Source organism: Holdemania massiliensis, assembly GCF_022440805.1.
GTDB lineage: Bacteria > Bacillota_I > Bacilli_A > Erysipelotrichales > Erysipelotrichaceae > Holdemania > Holdemania massiliensis_A.
In genome coordinates, this window is sequence record NZ_JAKNTK010000001.1 from 1,405,023 (window position 1) to 1,425,603 (window position 20,581).

Below are 20,581 nucleotides of genomic sequence, written 5' to 3' on the forward strand. Positions count from 1 at the left end.
GGAGGAATCCTCAGAAGATAAAAATAAGGTTCAGCTTCTTCAATGAAAATGAAATATGATGCTGTCAAAACAGGTTTTGGAAAACGGGAACAGGAAGAAGGGGAGCGAAGGTCAGGCTGTTTAAAAAGTCAATGCGGCCGATCTGCGGAAAAAGAAAATACAGCCCGAAAATCGGGCTGCACTGTTCTAGGTCTGAGTGGTCAGATCAGGCGTGGGCAAAACCACCGTTATGCGTCGCTTTTGCTTCATATAACGCTTGATCAGCTTGTTTTGCCAGAAGGGGATAGCTGCTTTTGCATGTAGCGATGACCGCTCCGGCGGACAGGGTGATATTCGGCATATGCCGGCGCGCCGATTCGGCAAGCAAGGTTGTGTTGATATCCTCAACAATTTTTCGGGCTACCTGGTAATCCTGAGTGTTGGAAACAAAGATTGCGAATTCATCGCCATGCAGCCGCGATGCCAAGTCAATCGTACGGATACGTCCGATGATCATCTGGGAAGCCAGTTTGATAACCTCATCACCGACCTGATGTCCATAGGTATCATTGATCGTCTTGAAGTGATCGCCGTCCAGGAAAATTAAAATCCCATGATCGTTTTCCTGCATGTGCTGAATCTGTTCCGTAACATTTTGGCAAAAAGATTTGACGTTCATCATACCGGTTAAATCATCAATCGCCGCTGCTTTCTGGGCTGCTTTCAAGGCGATTTCCAACCGCTTTTGGGTTTGTCCCAATTCAATATAGGCCTGCCGCAGCTCGCGGGTATGCAGCTCCTTGCGGATCCGGCTTAAACCGTAGACCAAAATCAGTTCAATGCTCAGCAGCGGAAGCAGCCAGACCTGCACGCTTTGGGCAAGCAGGGAAGTGAGCGGAACCAAAAGCAGGACGTGATAGGACTCACCTGTCTGCATCGTTCCATAATAATGGCGTTGATCAATTTTGACAGGCAGCACCTGTGCCGGCTGATCCAAAAGCTGTTTGACGGCAGGGCTGTTGGTCTGAAGAAACTGCAGGAAGATCGCTGCTGCCTCCGCTTCTTCCTGGGCTTTCTGCTTTGCCTGCCCCTGCTCAGTGATTTTATCCCTGGCTTCTTCCGCCTGTCTCAGCGCTTTTTCAGCTGCCGCCGTCTCACCGCTTAAAACGCTGCCCAAATACGCTTCCTGGTCAGAACCGATAATCGTACCGTTGTTATCAAAAATCATCAGCTGTTCCTGATCAAACTGCCGCAGCTGATGAACTAATTGCTGGATATTGCCCATTTTGATGTCATAGGCAAAGACGGTTTCCTGATCTGGCTGCAGCTGTGAGATTGTTGACAGAATGTAATGATTGGCATAACTCATATAGGGCGGAGTGAAGACGACTGCTCCCTGTCCCTTCACCGCATTTTGATACCAAGGCCGCGCCTGCGGCTGATAGCCTGTACTTTCATATTCAGCATAAGGGGTATCCCAACTGTACAGATAACGATCCTGATATACCATATATACGCCGTCGAAGGTTTCCTGTTCGATTTGGGCTAACGTGGAATCCATTCCTTTTAATTCATTCCAGATTTCATCCGGATCGGGATGCGCCTGAATCAGCTGATCCAAAAGACATACAAACAGCTGGAAGGAATGGGTGTAGTCTGCCATAACCTCGTTAAGCTGGATTTCGGCGTGTTCGCCATGGTCCGATAAAGTATTTTCAATCCAGCGTACTTCCCGATGCCAGATCCAGGCTCCCCCTAACCCATTGATCAATAAAAAGATTGCCGCGAGCAGCAAAGTTGTGCGTGAAAGCTGAAGTTGTTTCTTCAATTTCATTTCCCCCTTTTAAACAGACTGTTATAAATGGCCGAGAGCTTCTGAACTAATCATAAAACAATGTCGGAAGAAAAGCGAATTGAATCGACGGTTCTTTGTCTTTGTTCGCATCTTTATCAAAAATGCCAGGCTCTGCTTCCTTTTTTACTTCAATCTTTCCAGCTTGACATTTGAAAACGCTTTCTCCGTAAGAAAATGTATAAAGCAGAAGAAACTAGTGTTTATCGATAATGATTCTGCCCTAATCCATACTCGGTGAAGCAAAGGACTGTCCGGAAGCGGGGACGGGTGGTATGCTGAAATCATCATAGGGAGGAAAATTTATGAAAAAGTTGACGATGGTTCTGATCGCTGCTCTGCTGATGCTTTCCGCAGCGGCCTGCAGCAGTTCTGAAACGAAAACGGAAACACTGGAAGGGAAAGGCAATGGCTTCGGCGGATTGATAACAGTAACGCTGACCCGCAAAGACGGCAAGATCACAGAGGTCAAAGCCGTTGGCGATGAAGAAACCCAGGGCATCGGCTCCAAAGCGATTGAACAGCTTCCAGCTGCCATTGTCAAAGCCAATTCCGCAGACGTGGATAATGTCAGCGGGGCGACTTTTACCAGTCAGGGAATTAAGGATGCGGTCAACAATGCACTGGATCCGCAGGCTTATCCTTATTTAGAAAAGGCTGAAAAGGAAGAGCCGAAGAAGGACATCGCCGCGGCGGATCTCTATCAGGGGCTGGCGATGGTTTCCAATGGCCGCTTAGGGCCGGGCAAAGACGATCAGGAAGTGCCGGTTTACAGCTTTAATGAAGTCGTGCTGAGCGCACTGTTTGATCAGAAGGGTCAAATTCTGGATTTGAATTTTGATGAATTGGAAGTGGCGACGCCGAATTATGACGGAGCGGATATGCCGCAGTTCTCGGGGTTCCCAGGCCAAGGTGGATATAATAATGATGAGAACCACGATGGCAAAATTGAAGGCAAAACGGCTGACAGTGAAGATCAGTATCTGGCCGAATTTGAGACCTGGAAAACAAAACGGGAACGCGGCGACAGCTATAAGCTCAACAGCGGCACCTGGGCCAGTGAGATGAATGTTTTTGAACAGCTGTTTACAGGCAAAACCGTCGCTGAAGTCAAAGACTGGTTCGCTAAATATACCGACGCCAATGGCCGGCCATTGCAGGCAGAAGCCAAGAGCGATGAAGACAAGGCCAAGTTTAATGCCTTAAATGAGGAAGAAAAGCAGATGCTGGAAGATGTCCGCACCGGAGCTACGATTTCTCTGAAAGATCCGCACGGCGATTTCATCGCAGCGCTGGAAAAAGCTTATGCAATGCGTCAGCCGCTGGAAGTCAAAGAAGCCGCGGCAGAAGGGTTGGGATTGGCTTCCAACGGCCGCGTCGGACCGGGCAAGGATGATCAGGAAGTGCCGGTTTACAGCTTCAATACTGTAGTAGCCAGCGCACTGTTTGATGGCGAAGGACGGATCACAGCATTAAGACTGGATGAACTGGAAGTCGCAACGCCGAACTACGATGGCGCGGATATGCCGCAGTTCTCGGGGTTCCCGGGCCAGGGCGGCTATAACAACGATGAAAATCATGACGGCAAAATTGAAGGCAAAACCGTCGACAGTGAAGATCAGTATTTAGCTGAATTTGAAACCTGGAAAACAAAGCGGGAACGCGGCGACAGCTATAAGCTTAACAGCGGGACCTGGGCGAGTGAAGCCGATGTCTTTGAACAGCTGTTTGTCGGCAAGACGATTGCGGAAGTTGAGGACTGGTTTGCCAAGTATACCGATGCCAACGGCCGTCCGCTGCAGGCAGAAGCCAAGAGTGAGGAAGACAAGGCCAAGTTTAAGGCTTTGACGGATGAGGAAAAGCAGATGCTGGAAGATGTCCGTACAGGAGCTACGATTTCCCTGAAGGATCCACACGGTGATTTCATTCAGGCAATAAAAAACGCTTATGAAAACCGCCGTCCGATAACGCTGAAAAGCGAATAAAGTAGGACAGACAGCGAAAGGGAATGAACACTTTTCCTCTGCGCTGTTGTGAACGATGAAAGACAGAACTGACGAACTCATTCAACGTTCGTCTTTTCTTTTGGGTTAAGCAGCACAGGGGAGATAGACAGTCCGTAAGTCTGCCGCCGGATACTTCTTCAATGAAGAAGGGCCTCTCCCATTTTCAGGTCACGATTTAAGAAAGATTTCATTTTTGCCAGGCTGAATGTGATGTAAAATAAGACAATCAGAAAGGCGGGAAAACGGATGAACGAAGCGTGGAAACAGCGGCTGCTTGAAAGCGGGGAGCACTTAATTCATATCGAATGCGACAATCAAGGCAGCGATCAGATTCGGGATTGTCTGCTTGCGGTGAGTCCGTTAGGCATCGTGCGGCGTCAGGAGGCCTTTTATGAGGACATGAAGACAGCGGAATATCTGCGCTTTTTTGCCAGCCTGTTCCGATCGGCGTTGCCGATTCAATCCGTGATGGAAACGATGCGGCTGTCAGCCCTGGCACGGACGCCGATTGAAAAACTAGACTATTCCCAACGCCGCCGTTTAGCCATCGCCCGGGAGATTCTGCATCAGGCGCCGGTTCTCTGGATCGAAGAACCACTTTTAAACCTAGACGAAAGCAGCCGCGCGGTGATTTTAGCCTGGCTGGAACAAGCTGTTTCAACCAAGATTATCACGACCACCGTTTCATTGAAGCTGCTGTATCTGCTTCCTGGCGTCGGCTACACGCTGGATCAAGGCAGTCTGGTTAAACTGGAGAATGAAGCCGATGCGTTTCAGCCGCATGCCTGCGGTAAAATTCCCGTAAAGCTGGAAGATAAAATTCTTGTTTTTGACCCTCAGGAGATCGATTACGCGGAAAGCGTCGGAGGCAAATGCCGAATCGTTGTCCACGGCAGCGAATTTATCACGCCCTCAACCATGGAAGAGCTGGAGGACCGGCTCGCGGCCTATGGTTTTTTCCGTTGTCATCGTTCGTATTTAGTCAATATGGAAAAGGTGAAGGAATTGATCCGCTGGACGCGCAATTCCTACGGCTTAAAGCTGAAGACGCAACCGGATGTTGACATTCCGTTAAGCAAAGGACGTGTCGATGATTTGAAGCGGCTGTGGAATCTTTAACCGCTTCAGGACTCCATTGAACATTCTCAGTGCTCCGCTGGTCGATATTTCATTGTCAGACGCTGTTGTTGCCGATATAATCAAAGCCGATATTTAAAGGAGGAACCTACGATGGACGAATGTATTCGCATCGCCAATCTGACCAAAACCTTTCAAGGCAAGACGGCGCTGAATCAATTGAACTGCGTCGTGCAGCAAGGAGAAATTTATGGCTTTCTCGGACCTTCCGGGGCCGGCAAAACGACGACGATCAAACTGCTGACCGGACAGCTCAAGCCGCAGTCAGGTGAATTAACTGTTTTAGGCAAGCCGGTGGTCCCCGGACGTAATGATCTGTATTCCCAGATTGGCGTCTTGACGGACAACAGCGGATTTTATGAAAAGATGACAGTGAGAGAAAACTTAAAGCTGTTTGCCCGGATTTCCCAAACAACCGATACTCGGATTCAGCAGGTGCTTGAACAGCTGGGCTTGGCCGAACACCAGAATAAGAAGGCGGAGAAGCTTTCCCGCGGCATGAAGCAGCGGCTGATGTTTGCGCGGGCAATCCTGCACCAGCCCAAGCTGTTGTTTTTGGATGAGCCGACAGCGAACCTGGATCCCTCGACCAGCGAGGATGTGCATGCGCTGATCCGGCAGATGAACAGCCAGGGAACAACGATTTTTCTGACGACACACAATATGGAAGAAGCTCAGGAATTATGCGATCACGTCGCTTTCTTAAATGAAGGGCATATCGTAGAAGAAGGCACGCCTTCCGCTTTGCGGTTAAAATATGCCGAAGATGCGGTGGAACTGCGCTACAAGGACGGAACCTGTGTGCGCGTGCGCAAGGACGCGGAAGCGCTGCGTGAAGCCTTAAAACAAGAAGGTCAGCTGTTAACGATCCATTCGCAGGAGCCGGATCTCAAGACAATCTTTTTGCAGCTGACGGGGAGGGATTTACGATGAAGCTCAGAAGTCATGTCATGACTGCCTTATTGCGCAAGGATCTGAAAATGACGCTGATCAATAAGAATACACTGATCATGCTGATCTTACCGGTTGTGTTTGCCGTCATGTATGGTTATATTCTTCCCATGACTAAAGATCGTGAGGCAACTGTATACTTCATCGTGATCTGTCAGATCATGAACCTGGCAATGACCCCAATCAGTCTGTTAAGCATGATGGTCGCGGAAGAAAAAGAAAAGAACACGCTGCGCACTTTAATGCTTTCGGATGTGTCGGCCGAAGAATTTCTGTTAAGCAAATCGCTGATTGCCTTATTTTTAATGACGATTGTCGCAATTGTAGATTTCTTCCTTTTAAAAGGATCCATGGATTTCTTTGCGGTGTATCTGATTGGCGGGACCCTGGCTTCGCTCAGTCTGTTGTTTATGGGAGCCATGATCGGCCTGCTGTGCAAAGACCAAATGTCAACCGGAACCTTGTCTGCACCATTTATGATTCTGGTTATGCTGCCGGCAATCTTCTCAACGATGAACTCGACGATTCATGCCATCGCTCAGTTTTTGCCGACAACCGCATTTATCGATCTGGTTATGCGCCAGGCATCAGGTTTGCCGTTAGTCAGTCTGGAAGGGGCCATGAGCCTGGCTGTGATGATCGTCTGGGTCGGACTCTGTGCCTTGGCGTTCAATCTCGTCTATCGCCGCAAAGGAATTGACGAATAAAACTAAAAATAGATATAAGAAAAGGAAAATCCGGCGATTTTCCTTTTTTCATCTATTAGGAAATTGCATCAAAATGGGCGGTAGGTTCAAATGAGTTAAATAACTCAAACGAATCTTATGAAAAAGAAAAATGACCTAAAAGGTCGCAACGAAAAGAGAAATGGGATAGGAGTGGAAGGATAGATTATTCCTGAGCGAATTGGCCTAAGACATCGACAGGGATCATGACAGAATCACATTGGATACAGTAGGCGCGGAAGTATTGAATACCCCGATAAGAAATAAGATCACAAACTTCTTCAGCGATCGATTTCCATCGGATCCAGAAAACCACACTTAGTACCCTTGAAGGGGATCGAGTTCACGGTGCAGTTGCCAGGTTTCATTGATTTTCGCCTCCAATCCAGCCGGAAAAAAGGATTCAACCAATTCCATAATGTGTCCGCAGGAACAAAGGAAAGGATCAATGCCTGTGGACTCCTTACGGAATTCACGATAAGAAGAAAGCTTCTTACGAATCCAAGCTCGAGGCTTACGTAACATTTTTTGAATACAGCGATAAAGTTTCTTTTTTCGGGAAGTATAGGCGCCTAAGTAACGAACCATTTTGAAATGATCATCAGGAATATGAAGAATGAGCTTTTTCATGAAAACGAGAGTGGAATCAAACACATCTACACGTTCATGGGTTTGATGGTCGATATAGTGCCACCAGACAAAGTCAAGGTCAACATCATAGTCTTCAATCCGACTTTGAGCCATGACAGGACGACCAACATAACGAACGATATAATCTACACAATCTTGAGTGGATTTGTGAGTGGAAGGTGGAGAGTAAACATAGAAGCCATCAGGATAATCTCGATAACATTGCTTTTTTACGATTTTAAAATCGGGGGAATTCAATTTGGCTTCCATGCGGTCAAGCAACTGCTTTTGAAAAGAAAACCGCAGAAAATCGTAGTGGATATGTTTTAAAGGTTGAAACGAACCGCTTTTACGAACACCGCCTTCGGCGAGAAGAACGTGAATATGTGGGATCCAATTCAAAGGCCTGCCAAAAGTATGAAGGGTTAATACGGCACAAGGAATCAATTCTTCGTTTTTTCTTCCGGCTTTGCGAATGACATAATGAAGAGTCTCTTCCACGGCTTTGAAGAGTTCGTCCAGTAAAGAACGATCTTTTTGAAAATAAGGACGAAGGGGTTCAGGAACCGTGAAAACGCCATGACGATGGGGACAATCAAAAACTTTAGATAGAATCGAGTCTGAAAGCAGGCGAGCATATTTTATACCCCACTGATTACAAAAACGAGATTAACAAGTATGCCAAACAAAAGTGAAGTTTTCACAATGAGGACATTCGTAAAGAGAGTGGCCGAGATCATGATATTCACAGAGAATAATCGAGTTAACTGCTTTCATGATTGCGGGACGGATCCCTTTTCAATAAAGTTCATAATCAACAAGCAGCCGCCATCGATTTTCAGCAAAGATTTTAGCGATGGAAATGGGATTGGGACCTGGAAAGTAAGTGTCACAATGACCAAGAGCTAAGATTGTTTCCTTCTTGGATAGTGTGGATTTCATGGTACTCCCCACCTCTATCTTATCAGATTTCTATTTTATGACGCCACTCTTTCTTTTGCCTTTTTGAGTTCTATTCTATTAGAGATTTGCATGAGAAAGGACCGCAATTGAATAGTTTAACTCGGATGAAATTTTGGACGCGAAGAAACTTAGCGGATAGGTTTTAAAGGTTGAAACGAACCGCGTTTGTAAACAAGGGAAAAGAGATCTGAATTCAATTAAACTGTTCGATCATTTCTTTTTCCCAAGAGCCATATAGAGAAGAATGAAAAGGATGAAACAAACTCAAACGCGTTGTATAGCTTTGAGGAATGTTGTATAATAACTCAGAAGAAGTAGTGATTCCATTTTCTGATTTTCTATGAAAGTGAGGTTCTCTTGGATGAAGACAATCACCTGTTCGGATCGTGTTTATTATTCTGAATTATCCTTGGAAGAAGCAAACGCTCTGCACCAGGATATCCAGCTTTATCATGCCATGATGCACACTGCCTATCATTTGTTATGTCTGAAATCACAGGGGATTCCCTTTTCCTTTGATGATAGTCTGGGAAAAGAAATGAAACGCCGCTTTCATACGAATGACTATTTTCCACTCTCTGCGATTCAAGAAGCACAACAACATTTAAGCAACGATTTTGCCAACCATGAAAATCAGAAGAAGGTGCTGAAGGCTCAATGTAAGGTCATCGAGAAAAAAATAAAAGAAGTCGAAATCAACATTCGGAAAATTGACCAACAATTAAAAGAATTATTCAGAAAGACAAAACAAGGGAAACAAACGGAAGCGGATTACTTGCTTGAAGTGCAACAGCTGCGTCCTGAGCGGAAACGATTAAAGAATCGACGTTCTCATCTGATGTATGGCTTGAATCGGAGAAAGCAGAAGTTAGAAGCTCTTCAACGAAGAATGAAGTTTACTTGTTTTGGTGGGAAGAAGTTAGCTAGGGCAAGAACGACAGTGTATGCAGGGCAACATGAAACTTGGCTGAAAGCATATCAATCAGCCCGCAATCGAACGATGATGATACGGGGAAGAAGGCAAGGAAAATTCTCAAATAACTTATTCCAATATCATATCGAAGAGGGAGTTTTGATTTACCGCTGCAGCAGTGAGAAACGAGAGATCCCGCTTAAGATTGAGTTTCATCAACACAAAGAAGAGTTGGAAAGAGTGGTAAGATTGCCGCATAATACACCTGGAAAAGCAGTGGCTTATGTGTTGGAAGATCATGGCGCTTATTTTATTATCAAAGCGATCGTGGAGATGGAAGAGAAAGCAAAGAGCGAAGACACAGAACAAGGGGTCATTGGCATAGACATCAATGTCAATCATATCGCGGTAAGTGAAACGGATGGTTGTGGAAACTGTGTTTTATTGAAAACGGTGAAAATGCCGTTGGATGGGAAAACCAGTGAACAAAGGAAACATCAGATTGGTCAGACAGCCAAGGAAGTAGTCTTGGAATGTGTGCGGAGTCATAAACCGTTAGTGATGGAAGATTTGGATTTTCAGAAGACAAAAAATAAGATGCGGTATGGAAATCGAAGACAAAATAAAATATTATCCGACTTTGCGACAAGCAAGATCGAAGAAGCGATTGTGCGGCGATGCTGGAAAGAGGGATATGGAGTAAAGAAGGTGAATCCTGCGAATACAAGCAAGATCGGGAAAGAAAAATACAGCCCAAGAATGGGCTGTACAGTGCATATGGCAGCCGCGTATGTGATAGCGCGGCGAGGGATGGGAATGGAATAGAAGCGACAGATTTCTGTTTCTTAATCTGTGCAAAGAAGGCAGGGACAAGAAGATCGCTGACTTTCGCGCCGGAATGAAATTAGGAAACAGAAAGAGAACGAAGACGCCTGTAGGGAAGAACCTTCGACACAGCCTTCCTCTTGTGAAGCAAGAGAGAGGAGGAAGGAACAGATCTGCAGGAATACTCTCCTGGCAAGAAACAGAGAGGGGCTCTGAAAGATTAGACTTTCAGAGTGATGCTTGCATCACTTTCTTGATCTTATTTAGAACGGATGAGATCGGCGACGATCATGCCGCTTTCCAACTGCACGCCGATCAGACTGCGAATCGGAACAACGGAATAGTCGATGTCGTTTTCCAGCGCGGCAGCCAAGCGGTCAAACCCTGCCTGAGCCTTGTCCAAAGCCGTCTTTGCCAGCTGCGGATCAATATCGGTATGTTCCATCGCATAATGGATTGCCCGTACACTTAACCCCCAGCTTAACAAGGTGTAGAAACGGGTGATATCCAGACAGTCAAAGGCTTCCGATTCCTTGCAGGGCTGCTGGTAGGCTTCCGTATTTTTATAATAATCAATCTGAGCCTGAGTGGAAGCCTCGTTTTTATCCACAGACAGCAGAACGATTTTCGGGAATGGATTATCCTCGGTAAACCAAGGCTTAACTGGCTCTAAAATCTTGCCGATCTCTTCAATCTGATCATGGTTGACCTGTTCACCCTGAATCGCAGCTTCCGCCCGGGTAAACGGCATGATTTTATCGGAAACAATTTTGCGTGAGAAGAAATAGGGCAGCTCGGCAACCAATGTGTAAGTCCCATATTGGGAAGCATAATCATCGGAGCTGGTGCCGCAGCTCATCATCGCTTCTGGATGTTCCATGCTTTTCTCATAATAGTCGTAAGAATCCTTGGAGCCTGTCATTTTGTAGCAGGCCGGGGCATACTGCGTGACATAAACCATTTCCGGTTCACCCAAATTCAGCGGAACATTCTGTTTTTCCGCCGCTTTGTAGAAGCGATCCCACATGCTTGGCTCATTTCCGGAAACGTACCAATACGCACCGCCGAAGCCGGCATTGTGCAGGGAATACATGAATTCCGGTTTGACCCGATCGATGATATTCATTAATACCTGAGTTTCCGGGATTGGCGTTGTCCAGCTGTAATTTTTGTAAACAAACGGGAATGTCCATTCTGCCTGTTCAGAGCCGACTGGACGGAAGAAGTTTTTGGCGTAATTGGTGATCGTAAACGGTCCTTTGAACCAGCCTTCATTTAATTTGGTTCCGTCAACGTCAATGCTTTTGATCAGATACCACGTATAACCTAATTCTTTACGCAGCGCTTCATCCTCACATAAGCGGCGTGAGAAATATTCCAGCATCATCGCGCCCATCGGTTCATTTGGATGCGGACAGCCGAACATAAAGGCATTTTTCGGACCATCGCCAATCTTCAGACAATAGATCGGATGACCGCCCCGAGAGGTTCCCTCCTGCGTCACCGTCACTAAATCTGGATATTCTTCTGCCAGTTTCAAGGTGCTGGCATCCATTTCATCCACGGTCATGAAATGATCATAGGCCGGGATTTCGTCGATTAACTGCTTAAAATCCATTTGTTCATTCTCCTTTCAAACAAGTAGTTTCATTCTAACATGAGAGAACTCCTTTGCGCGAAGTTTCAGAAAAAAGAAAGACGAAAAAGCAAAAATTCCGCTCTTTCGTCTGTAACAATTTTCAATCTTTACGATCCAAGCCTTCACTGACCAGGATGGCTCCCAAGGCAGCGGCATAGGGGGCATTGGGAGGAATGAGAAAATCAACAGCATACAGCTGACTCATCCGTTCAAATACAGATCGGGCCTGAGGTAATTTTGTCAGCATGCCGGTCAGAACGATCGTTTTTGTATTTTCCAAACGCAGTGCCAGAATCGCCATCACACCAATTGTTTCGAGAATCATATTGATCACACCCGCGGCCTGATCTGCCGGACTGCCCCAAATGTTTAACTGCCCGAAATTCGCTGCCGTCAGGTCTGAGGGCAGTGTTTTTATTTCTTTTTGAGTCAGATCCCCGACTTTCAGATCAACATTTTCCAGTTTGCCGTGCAAAGCCAGCTGGGCAAAGGCATCGATTTCTGTTGTTTTTGTTAACCGCAGCGCCAAACCGGCCAGTGTTCCTCCACCTACGCCGGTGCCGCCAATGTGACAGATCCGATGGTTATCTGCGCGGACAAAGGCAGTTCCGGTCCCCATACTGACCGCAAGGATATCCTGTTTTTGTGAAAGTTTCTGCGCCCCGATTCCGATGGCTTGGATCTCGTCGATAAACTTGGGCGTCTTCCCTAAAATTGCAGCGTGGATAAAGGAACTTCCAACCCCAGTCAGGGCAATTCTTTCAATGTCCTCAGCGGCAATGTCTGCCTGCTTTAGAAAAGCTGTAATCACCTCGGTTAGTTCGTGTTCCGTGCGGATTGCCTTTGACCGGGTCTGTGTCTGCAGCGTTCCATCATTACGCTGAAAGATCAGCTTGATCGCAGAACCTCCCAAATCAGCTCCCAGCATTCCCTTCATTGTGTCACCTTCTTTTCTTTTTTTATTTATAACGTAGTTATACCGTGCAAAAAGAGCTTCCGCAACCCTTTTTGTTTGTGCTTTTTTACGCCAGCCTTTTTTAGAAACAAAAAAGCGATCCAACTTTAAAAAATATTGAAACTTTCCCCGTCAAAACCTGGAAATCTAACCGATTTATAACCACTGATTGATAGGATAAGGGTGTCTTGGAGGTAATGTATATGCGGAAATGGTTAATTTTCAGTTTTATAACAGCCATGCTGCTCCTGTGTCCGACCGGAGTTTTGGCGGATTCGCCCACACCCGAACCGGAAACAGAACAAATTGAAGATGAGTCCACGCCGCAGGCTGCCCGCAGAAATCAGGATTCTGTGATGCTCTTTGCTTTCTTAGCTGCCGGTGTTGTCGTGATTGCAGCGGCTGTGATGTCTAAGAACCAAAATCTCAGCTTGTTTGTCAACCATGTTGATTACAACGGCGATGGCAGTTACACCATTACCTGGGGTTATAAAAACCCCAAGCATTCCAAGATCAAATACAACAAGGATGAAGCTGGCTTAAAAGTAAAAAAGGGAACTGCGATTGTCCTGAAGAAAGCAGAGCCTACTGAATTTGAGCCGGGAATCCACAAAGACGCTATCATTACGGTCATTAACGACGAAACTGAAATCGAATGGATTGCAGGAAATCAGAAGGTCGGCGTTAATGGAAAAATGATCAAAATAGAGAGGAGGAACGAGGATGAAGATTACAAGCAGGTTTGACAAAGTTTTAAAATGGCTGACCGTCTTAGCGATGACGATGTCCTGTTTTACGGATATGCCGATTCGCGTTGTAGCGGAAAGCTTTGATGTCGATTCTGTAGTCAGTATTGAATCAAGCACCAACGGGGCTGATGCGAGTGATAGCGTAAATTTAACTGTAAGCGTTACTGTCAATGGTCAGACAGTATCCGCAGCCAAATCAGTCGCACCAGGAACCCTGACCGTCAGAGCCAACGATGGTTATGAAATTGATTCAATGGATCTGGATGGAACCGCGTTTAACGACACGATTGAAGTTCAGGAAACAAGTCAATCTTTAAACATTTCGGCTCACCCAACCACAACGCAGGTCAATGAGCCTGAAGAGACAGAAAAAACTCCGGAGCCCACAGTGACTCCAGAAACTACACCAGAGGTTAGTGAGGAACCTGAGGTTACGGAAACACCGGAAGTCACGGAACCAACTGAGACTCCAACGGTGACACCAGAAGTCACTCAAACCCCGGAAACCGCATATGAATTAAGTATTGAACACTATTTAGAATATGAAGGTGTTCAGTACAGCGATCAAACGGGAATTGTTGAATTATCGAGCGATTCTTTTGTAGAAGGTCGTTATGATTATTCTTCAGCTGCTATCCAAAAAGAAGGATTGAACGTCATCTCTCAGAAAATGATTATCAATCAGGATAGCTTTGAGGAAGGAAAAGCCACGGTTACTATCGAATACGCGATTGCCGAAGGTTATGAAATTCAAAAATTTGAAAATGAAATTGCAACTTTTGCGTTAGTTGATGCAACTCGAATTTCTGATTTGAATATCATGCCCATAAACACAACAAGCGATGGAAAAAACTTAAATGTTGAGCGAGTTGATGAAAATGGGAATTCCTTGGGCACTGAGAATATCAGTATTCCGAATACTTGGACTTTAATAACTGACTTAGCACCGAGTAATCAAACCTTGATCTATGAAGGGAAAACATATCAATATGTTGAAATTCAGAATCAAGGATATAGTGGTGATTATAGTTACATTAAATCCCGAAACAAATCCCCAAAAATTCAAGTTTCTAAAAATTGGATAGGTAAAGATTCCACTTCAGATCAGAGTATCGTTAATAACGCGATTAAAAACCTTAAATTTGTATATCAGAGTGTCGTTGAAGCAACGGATATAGAAATTACTGGTGACGATGTTGTGAACGTAGGTAAACAGATTAAACTAAATGCTGTTTTAACACCTGCGGAAGCTGAAAATTCGATAACCTGGTCAACTGGCAATAGTTACATTGCTAGTGTGAACAATGGAGTTGTAACTGGCTGGACGCCAGGTAAAGTTATTATCACCGCAAAATCAAGTAACGGTCTTACAGCTACCAAAGAAATAACGGTAACCAATAATGTTACTATTAATTTCGATCTTAATGGTGGAACAGGGACAAAACCTTCAAACATTTCTGCCAATAGTGGAAGTATTGTAACATTGCCTGATGGAAGTGGGATTACACGAACGAATTATATTTTGTTAGGTTGGTCTACTTCTAGAGATGCGAGTTCTGTATATGAAAAAACAGATGTTCCGATTGCACCAACTTATCCATTAAATGATAGTTACGAAGTGCCTGAAAAAAATACTACATTATATGCTGTATGGGCACAGATTAGTGGATCTGTTTGGGGAAATATTAAGATTGCAATTAGGAAAGATGGTATTGTACCTGCGGAACCATCAATACAGTATGCAAATTATATTTATCTTGCTGATAATAAAGATCTAGCTAATGTCAATTTGTTGGATTATTTTAATCCAGCTCATACTGTAGCGGGTGTTGAAAACGTAGCGAATGCTTTGCAGGAAGGCTTTTACACCTATGTAAACCGAAAAAAACGCCTCAAATCAATACTGGAATTCTAAGACTCAGTATGTAGAATGGTATGTCATTAAGCAACAAAATAATGATGGTTATTGGCATATAGACGGCGTTGTTCGCGATAGACAATCTGTATTCCTTAACTATGAACCTAATGGTTATACTAGTGGTTTGTGGCCAGATAGTCAGGAAACTACAGTTGGTGGTACTTTAGAAGTTCAGGACAAAGGAACCTTGGCGAGATCCGGATATGATTTTATAGGATGGAATACAAGATCAGATGGTAAAGGAACAATGTATCAACCGGGTAATTCCATTACCTTAAATACAAGTGTTACTTTATATGCAACGTGGCAGTTAAAAGATTCAGTAATTTTAACCTATGCTTCCTCTGATGAAGCGATGGGAGCAGTTACTTGGAATAAGGATGTAATTAATCCTGAAACAGGTATTCCTAAAGGGTCTTCTGCTTCAGCTAATCCAGGCTATAAATTTGTCAACTGGACATGTAACGGAACAGAAGTAAGTACGAATGAAACTTTAACAAAAGATGTAATCGATCAATTTGCTAAAGTGGATAATCGGTATATTGCTAGAACCTTTGTAGCAAACTTTGTAAAAGATGAAGATCAATGGGTCACTGTAAACTTCTTACCAGGTGAACACGGAACACTGGAAGGCACAACGAGCTATACAGATATTCTGACTGGTACGACATGGGAAGACGCAGGCATTACCGTTCCGACAATCAATGCCAACCACGGTTGGACAGCGAATGGATGGGACGCAGCGTTTGCGGAAACAATCGAAAGTAATCTGACTTATACAGCACAGTATGAGAAAGATGCAGCGGATTGGGTTACTGTAACATTCTTGCCAGGTGAACACGGAACACTGGAAGGCACAACGAGCTATACAGATATTCTGACTGGTACGACATGGGAAGACGCAGGCATTACCGTTCCAACAATCAATGCCAACCACGGTTGGACAGCGAATGGATGGGACGCAGCGTTTGCGGAAACAATCGAAAGTAATCTGACTTATACAGCACAGTATGAGAAGGATGCAGCGGATTGGGTCACTGTAAGCTTCTTACCAGGTGAACACGGAACACTGGAAGGCACAACGAGCTATGCAGATATTCTGACTGGTACGACATGGGAAGACGCAGGCATTACCGCTCCGACAATCAATGCCAACCACGGTTGGACAGCGAATGGATGGGACGCAGCGTTTGCGGAAACAATCGAAAGTAATCTGACTTATACAGCACAGTATGAGAAAGATGCAGCGGATTGGGTTACTGTAACATTCTTGCCAGGTGAACACGGAACACTGGAAGGCACAACGAGCTATACAGATATTCTGACTGGTACGACATGGGAAGACGCAGGCATTACCGTTCCAACAATCAATGCCAACCACGGTTGGACAGCGAATGGATGGGACGCAGCGTTTGCGGAAACAATCGAAAGTAATCTGACTTATACAGCACAGTATGAGAAGGATGCAGCGGATTGGGTCACTGTAAGCTTCTTACCAGGTGAACACGGAACACTGGAAGGCACAACGAGCTATGCAGATATTCTGACTGGTACGACATGGGAAGACGCAGGCATTACCGCTCCGACAATCAATGCCAACCACGGTTGGACAGCGAATGGATGGGACGCAGCGTTTGCGGAAACAATCGAAAGTAATCTGACTTATACAGCACAGTATGAGAAGGATGCAGCGGATTGGGTCACTGTAACATTCTTGCCAGGCACTAACGGAACACTGGAAGGCACAACGAGCTATACAGATATTCTGACTGGTACGACATGGGCAGACGCAGGCATTACCGCTCCGACAATCAATGCCAACCACGGTTGGACAGCGAATGGATGGGACGCAGCGTTTGCGGAAACAATCGAAAGTAATCTGACTTATACAGCACAGTATGAGAAGGATGCAGCGGATTGGGTCACTGTAAACTTCTTACCAGGCACTAACGGAACACTGGAAGGCACAACGAGCTATACAGATATTCTGACTGGTACGACATGGGAAGACGCAGGCATTACCGTTCCGACAATCAATGCCAACCACGGTTGGACAGCGAATGGATGGGACGCAGCGTTTGCGGAAACAATCGAAAGTAATCTGACTTATACAGCACAGTATGAGAAGGATGCAGCGGATTGGGTCACTGTAAGCTTCTTACCAGGTGAACACGGAACACTGGAAGGCACAACGAGCTATACAGATATTCTGACTGGTACGACATGGGAAGACGCAGGCATTACCGTTCCGACAATCAATGCCAACCACGGTTGGACAGCGAATGGATGGGACGCAGCGTTTGCGGAAACAATCGAAAGTAATCTGACTTATACAGCACAGTATGAGAAGGATGCAGCGGATTGGGTCACTGTAACATTCTTGCCAGGCACTAACGGAACACTGGAAGGCACAACGAGCTATACAGATATTCTGACTGGTACGACATGGGCAGACGCAGGCATTACCGCTCCGACAATCAATGCCAACCACGGTTGGACAGCGAATGGATGGGACGCAGCGTTTGCGGAAACAATCGAAAGTAATCTGACTTATACAGCACAGTATGAGAAGGATGCAGCGGATTGGGTCACTGTAAACTTCTTACCAGGCACTAACGGAACACTGGAAGGCACAACGAGCTATACAGATATTCTGACTGGTACGACATGGGAAGACGCAGGCATTACCGTTCCGACAATCAATGCCAACCACGGTTGGACAGCGAATGGATGGGACGCAGCGTTTGCGGAAACAATCGAAAGTAATCTGACTTACACCGCACAGTATGAGAAGGATGCAGCGGATTGGGTTACTGTAACATTCTTACCAGGCACTAACGGAACCCTGGATGGCAAAACAAGCTATACAGATATTCTGACTGGTACGACATGGGAAGACGCAGGCATTACCGCTCCAACAATCAATGCCAACCACGGTTGGACAGCGAATGGATGGGACGCAGCGTTTGCGGAAACAATCGAAAGTAATCTGACTTACACCGCACAGTATGAGAAGAATGAAGCCGATTGGGCAACAATTATCTTCCGAGCAGGAGCTAACGGATCTCTGAATACAGGTGATATCACGATTGAAGACGTTTTAATCGGCACACACTTCGGTGATGCTGTGAAAGCAATTCCAACACCTGTAGCAAACGATGGCTATCATTTCACAGCTTGGAATAATCCAATTCCTGCAAATGATGTTGAGGTCATTGGTAATATGGAATTTGTAGCGAACTTCACTGCTAACCCTACTGATCCAGATCCGGATGAACCGAATCCAGGCTGTCCGGAAGGAACGACATGGGATGAAGCAGCTCAGGCTTGCTTAGCTCCATTTGTTCCAGGTCCAGGTCCAGAAGTTCCAGGTCCAGGCCCAGTGAATCCGGGTCCAGGTGCTGAAGAAGAAGTCATTGTTGAACCGGAAACACCTGAACAGGGTGGAACTGTGACACCAACCCCAACACCGGAAATTGAAGAGATCGAAGAACCAGAACAGCCGGAAGTCGGCCATAAGGGTTCTTGGGCTCTGATCAACTTGATCGCTAGTTTGCTCGGTTTGTTAGCAGCACTGTTCTTGATTTTCGCGAAGCATCAGAAAGATGACGACGAGGAAGATCAGAATCAGAGCGCGGCGATGAATGAAGAAGATCCGGAACAACTGAAGCGCAAGAGAATCTACAAGTGGATCTCTGGCTTAACGGCTGTCATCTCGGTTATCGTCTTCGTTCTGACCGAAAACATGCGGCTGCCAATGATCTTAGTTGACAAGTGGACGCTGTTGATGGTTGTCTTCTTCCTGATCAATGCCGTAACGCTGTACTTAGGCAGAAGATTGCATGAGAATGAGGAGGACGAGGAACAGACCCAGGCGTAATTCTCAAATACGATCAAACAAGAAAGGCTGAGTGAATGCTCAGCTTTTTTTGCCTTTGAAATAACCGTCATTGTGAAAGAAGACCAGAATTGGAAAAAGGACTTGGCAAGAAAAAAATGAAAATAATTTCAACTTAGCAGGGGCTAACCAATGGAAATGGCTTGAATAAAGGACTTAGTTCCCTTGAGTTGACTCAGTGGAATATTGGATAAAAAATTCATGGTTACAGGGCTTGATGGTGCTGGTTAGAAGTGCTATCATCTTAATAGTTGAGTTTCCAACTAATCGAGGTGAAGTTATGGGGAAGACAGGACGTCTGCTTACAGATTCGTCCATTTTATATCGGTGTTCGCAAAAATATTATGATAAAGTGCTGGATGCTTATCATTTGGGATCCGGTCAGCTTCCGTTTTTAATCTTCATCTATGAAAACGAAGGAATTACGATGAATGGCCTGGCTCAGCTGGGCTGCTATGACAAAGGAACGGTGACCAAGGGGGTTCAACGCTTAGAAGAAGTCGGGTATGTGACGATTGAAGTCAATCCCAATGATAAGCGGGTGCGGACGCTGCGAACAACGGCCAAAGCAAAACAGATCATTGCGCAGATCTATCTGATCCGTCAGCAATGGTGGGATCAAATCACGAAAAACATGAGCGAGAAAGAAGCGGCACTGTTTGAAAGCCTGCAGAGTAAAGCCGTAGCCAATGCACTGGAATTTTTGGCGGAAGAGGAACAGGCGTCTGAACGTGTCGGAATTTTTGGAATTCAGAAGATGACGCTGCTTGATTATCCGGGAAAGATTGCCAGCACGCTGTTTACTGGCGGATGTAATTTCCGCTGTCCGTTCTGTCAGAATTCGGATCTCGTATTCCTGGCAGAAAACATGGCGCAGATACCCAAAGAAGAACTGTTTGATTTTTTACAGCGCCGGCAGGGAACGCTTGAGGGAATTTGTATCAGCGGCGGCGAACCGCTGCTTCAGCCTGGGATCGAAGACTTTTTAAGAAAGATCAAGGAATTGGGCTATCCGGTAAAGCTGGATACGAACGGCAGTTTTCCAGAACAGCTTCAACATTTGATTGATGTTGGGCTGATCGACTATGTGGCGATGGATTTGAAAAACTGCCGCGAACGTTACGCGGAAACGGTCGGCTTGGTGAAACTGGATCTGGGGGCGATTGAAAAAAGCGTTGCCCTGCTGTTGCAGGATCGAATTCCTTATGAATTCAGAACAACCGTGGTCAAGGAACTGCATACGGAGGATGACATGCGGCGGCTGGGCGAATGGATTCAGGGCGCGCGCAGGCTTGTCCTGCAGCAGTTTGTCGACAGTGAGCGGGTGATTCAGCAAGGTCTGCATGCCTGCACAAAAGAAGAAATGGAAGCGTTCCGCGAGATTCTGCTTCCGTGGGTGCCGGACACCGAGCTCCGGGGATTGTAGTTGGAAGAAAGGGTA

14 protein-coding genes and 1 pseudogene are annotated in these 20,581 nt (G+C 45.7%); 9 read left to right on the forward strand and 6 right to left on the reverse strand.

The features are described 5' to 3' along the window. Positions 1 to 205: 205 nt before the first annotated feature. The gene (locus MCG46_RS06245) at positions 206 to 1,807 is read right to left on the reverse strand and encodes a sensor domain-containing diguanylate cyclase (protein ID WP_240278661.1); all 1,602 of its coding nucleotides are present in this window, start codon (positions 1,805 to 1,807) and stop codon (positions 206 to 208) included. A gap of 329 nt (positions 1,808 to 2,136) precedes the next feature. On the opposite strand from MCG46_RS06245, the gene MCG46_RS06250 reads away from it, so the two are divergent. The 4 genes from MCG46_RS06250 to MCG46_RS06265 all read left to right on the forward strand — a co-directional run bounded on the left by MCG46_RS06250 (position 2,137) and on the right by MCG46_RS06265 (position 6,632). Continuing rightward, on the forward strand, positions 2,137 to 3,816 hold the full coding sequence (locus MCG46_RS06250) for an FMN-binding protein (RefSeq protein WP_240278663.1): 1,680 nt from the start codon (positions 2,137 to 2,139) through the stop codon (positions 3,814 to 3,816). Positions 3,817 to 4,083: 267 nt separating this feature from the next. Continuing rightward, positions 4,084 to 4,956, forward strand: a complete 873-nt coding sequence (locus MCG46_RS06255; RefSeq protein ID WP_240278665.1) for a LytTR family transcriptional regulator DNA-binding domain-containing protein — start codon at positions 4,084 to 4,086, stop codon at positions 4,954 to 4,956. Between the two features lie 111 nt (positions 4,957 to 5,067). Next, positions 5,068 to 5,907, forward strand: a complete 840-nt coding sequence (locus MCG46_RS06260; protein WP_240278667.1) for an ABC transporter ATP-binding protein — start codon at positions 5,068 to 5,070, stop codon at positions 5,905 to 5,907. Beyond that, positions 5,904 to 6,632, forward strand: a complete 729-nt coding sequence (locus MCG46_RS06265) for an ABC transporter permease (RefSeq protein WP_240278669.1) — start codon at positions 5,904 to 5,906, stop codon at positions 6,630 to 6,632. The genes MCG46_RS06260 and MCG46_RS06265 overlap by 4 nt, the downstream gene beginning before the upstream one ends. A gap of 336 nt (positions 6,633 to 6,968) precedes the next feature. Here the strand turns inward: MCG46_RS06265 and MCG46_RS06270 are convergent. The 3 genes and pseudogenes from MCG46_RS06270 to MCG46_RS06275 all read right to left on the reverse strand — a co-directional run. Beyond that, positions 6,969 to 7,937, reverse strand: a pseudogene (locus tag MCG46_RS06270) (IS91 family transposase); the annotation flags it as partial. A 12-nt stretch (positions 7,938 to 7,949) separates the two neighbouring features. Then, positions 7,950 to 8,072 (reverse strand): transposase zinc-binding domain-containing protein, encoded by a 123-nt coding sequence (locus MCG46_RS19620; protein ID WP_430622671.1) that lies wholly within the window; start codon positions 8,070 to 8,072, stop codon positions 7,950 to 7,952. 6 nt (positions 8,073 to 8,078) lie between these two features. Next, positions 8,079 to 8,222 carry a hypothetical protein gene (locus MCG46_RS06275; RefSeq protein ID WP_240278678.1) on the reverse strand — a complete coding sequence of 48 codons (144 nt, stop codon included), beginning with the start codon at positions 8,220 to 8,222 and terminating at the stop codon, positions 8,079 to 8,081. Between the two features lie 382 nt (positions 8,223 to 8,604). Between MCG46_RS06275 and MCG46_RS06280 the strand changes: the two genes are divergently transcribed. After that, positions 8,605 to 9,981: an IS200/IS605 family accessory protein TnpB-related protein gene (locus MCG46_RS06280; RefSeq protein WP_240278680.1), complete on the forward strand. Its 1,377-nt coding sequence runs from the start codon at positions 8,605 to 8,607 to the stop codon at positions 9,979 to 9,981. A gap of 259 nt (positions 9,982 to 10,240) precedes the next feature. Here MCG46_RS06280 and MCG46_RS06285 read toward each other — a convergent pair whose 3' ends face one another. Continuing rightward, a complete protein-coding gene (locus MCG46_RS06285) occupies positions 10,241 to 11,599 on the reverse strand; it encodes a M14 family zinc carboxypeptidase (protein WP_240278685.1) in 1,359 nt (452 codons plus the stop codon). Between the two features lie 121 nt (positions 11,600 to 11,720). After that, positions 11,721 to 12,557: a hypothetical protein gene (locus tag MCG46_RS06290; RefSeq protein WP_240278686.1), complete on the reverse strand. Its 837-nt coding sequence runs from the start codon at positions 12,555 to 12,557 to the stop codon at positions 11,721 to 11,723. Between the two features lie 221 nt (positions 12,558 to 12,778). On the opposite strand from MCG46_RS06290, the gene MCG46_RS06295 reads away from it, so the two are divergent. From MCG46_RS06295 to MCG46_RS06310, 4 genes are all read left to right on the forward strand, one after another. Continuing rightward, positions 12,779 to 13,321: a hypothetical protein gene (locus tag MCG46_RS06295; RefSeq protein ID WP_240278687.1), complete on the forward strand. Its 543-nt coding sequence runs from the start codon at positions 12,779 to 12,781 to the stop codon at positions 13,319 to 13,321. Beyond that, on the forward strand, positions 13,299 to 15,239 hold the full coding sequence (locus tag MCG46_RS06300; protein ID WP_240278688.1) for an InlB B-repeat-containing protein: 1,941 nt from the start codon (positions 13,299 to 13,301) through the stop codon (positions 15,237 to 15,239). Before MCG46_RS06295 ends, MCG46_RS06300 begins: the two co-directional genes overlap by 23 nt. A gap of 58 nt (positions 15,240 to 15,297) precedes the next feature. Then, positions 15,298 to 19,122 (forward strand): InlB B-repeat-containing protein, encoded by a 3,825-nt coding sequence (locus tag MCG46_RS06305; RefSeq protein WP_345893096.1) that lies wholly within the window; start codon positions 15,298 to 15,300, stop codon positions 19,120 to 19,122. A gap of 298 nt (positions 19,123 to 19,420) precedes the next feature. Beyond that, positions 19,421 to 20,566: an anaerobic ribonucleoside-triphosphate reductase activating protein gene (locus MCG46_RS06310; protein ID WP_240278691.1), complete on the forward strand. Its 1,146-nt coding sequence runs from the start codon at positions 19,421 to 19,423 to the stop codon at positions 20,564 to 20,566. The last annotated feature ends 15 nt before the right edge of the window (positions 20,567 to 20,581 follow it).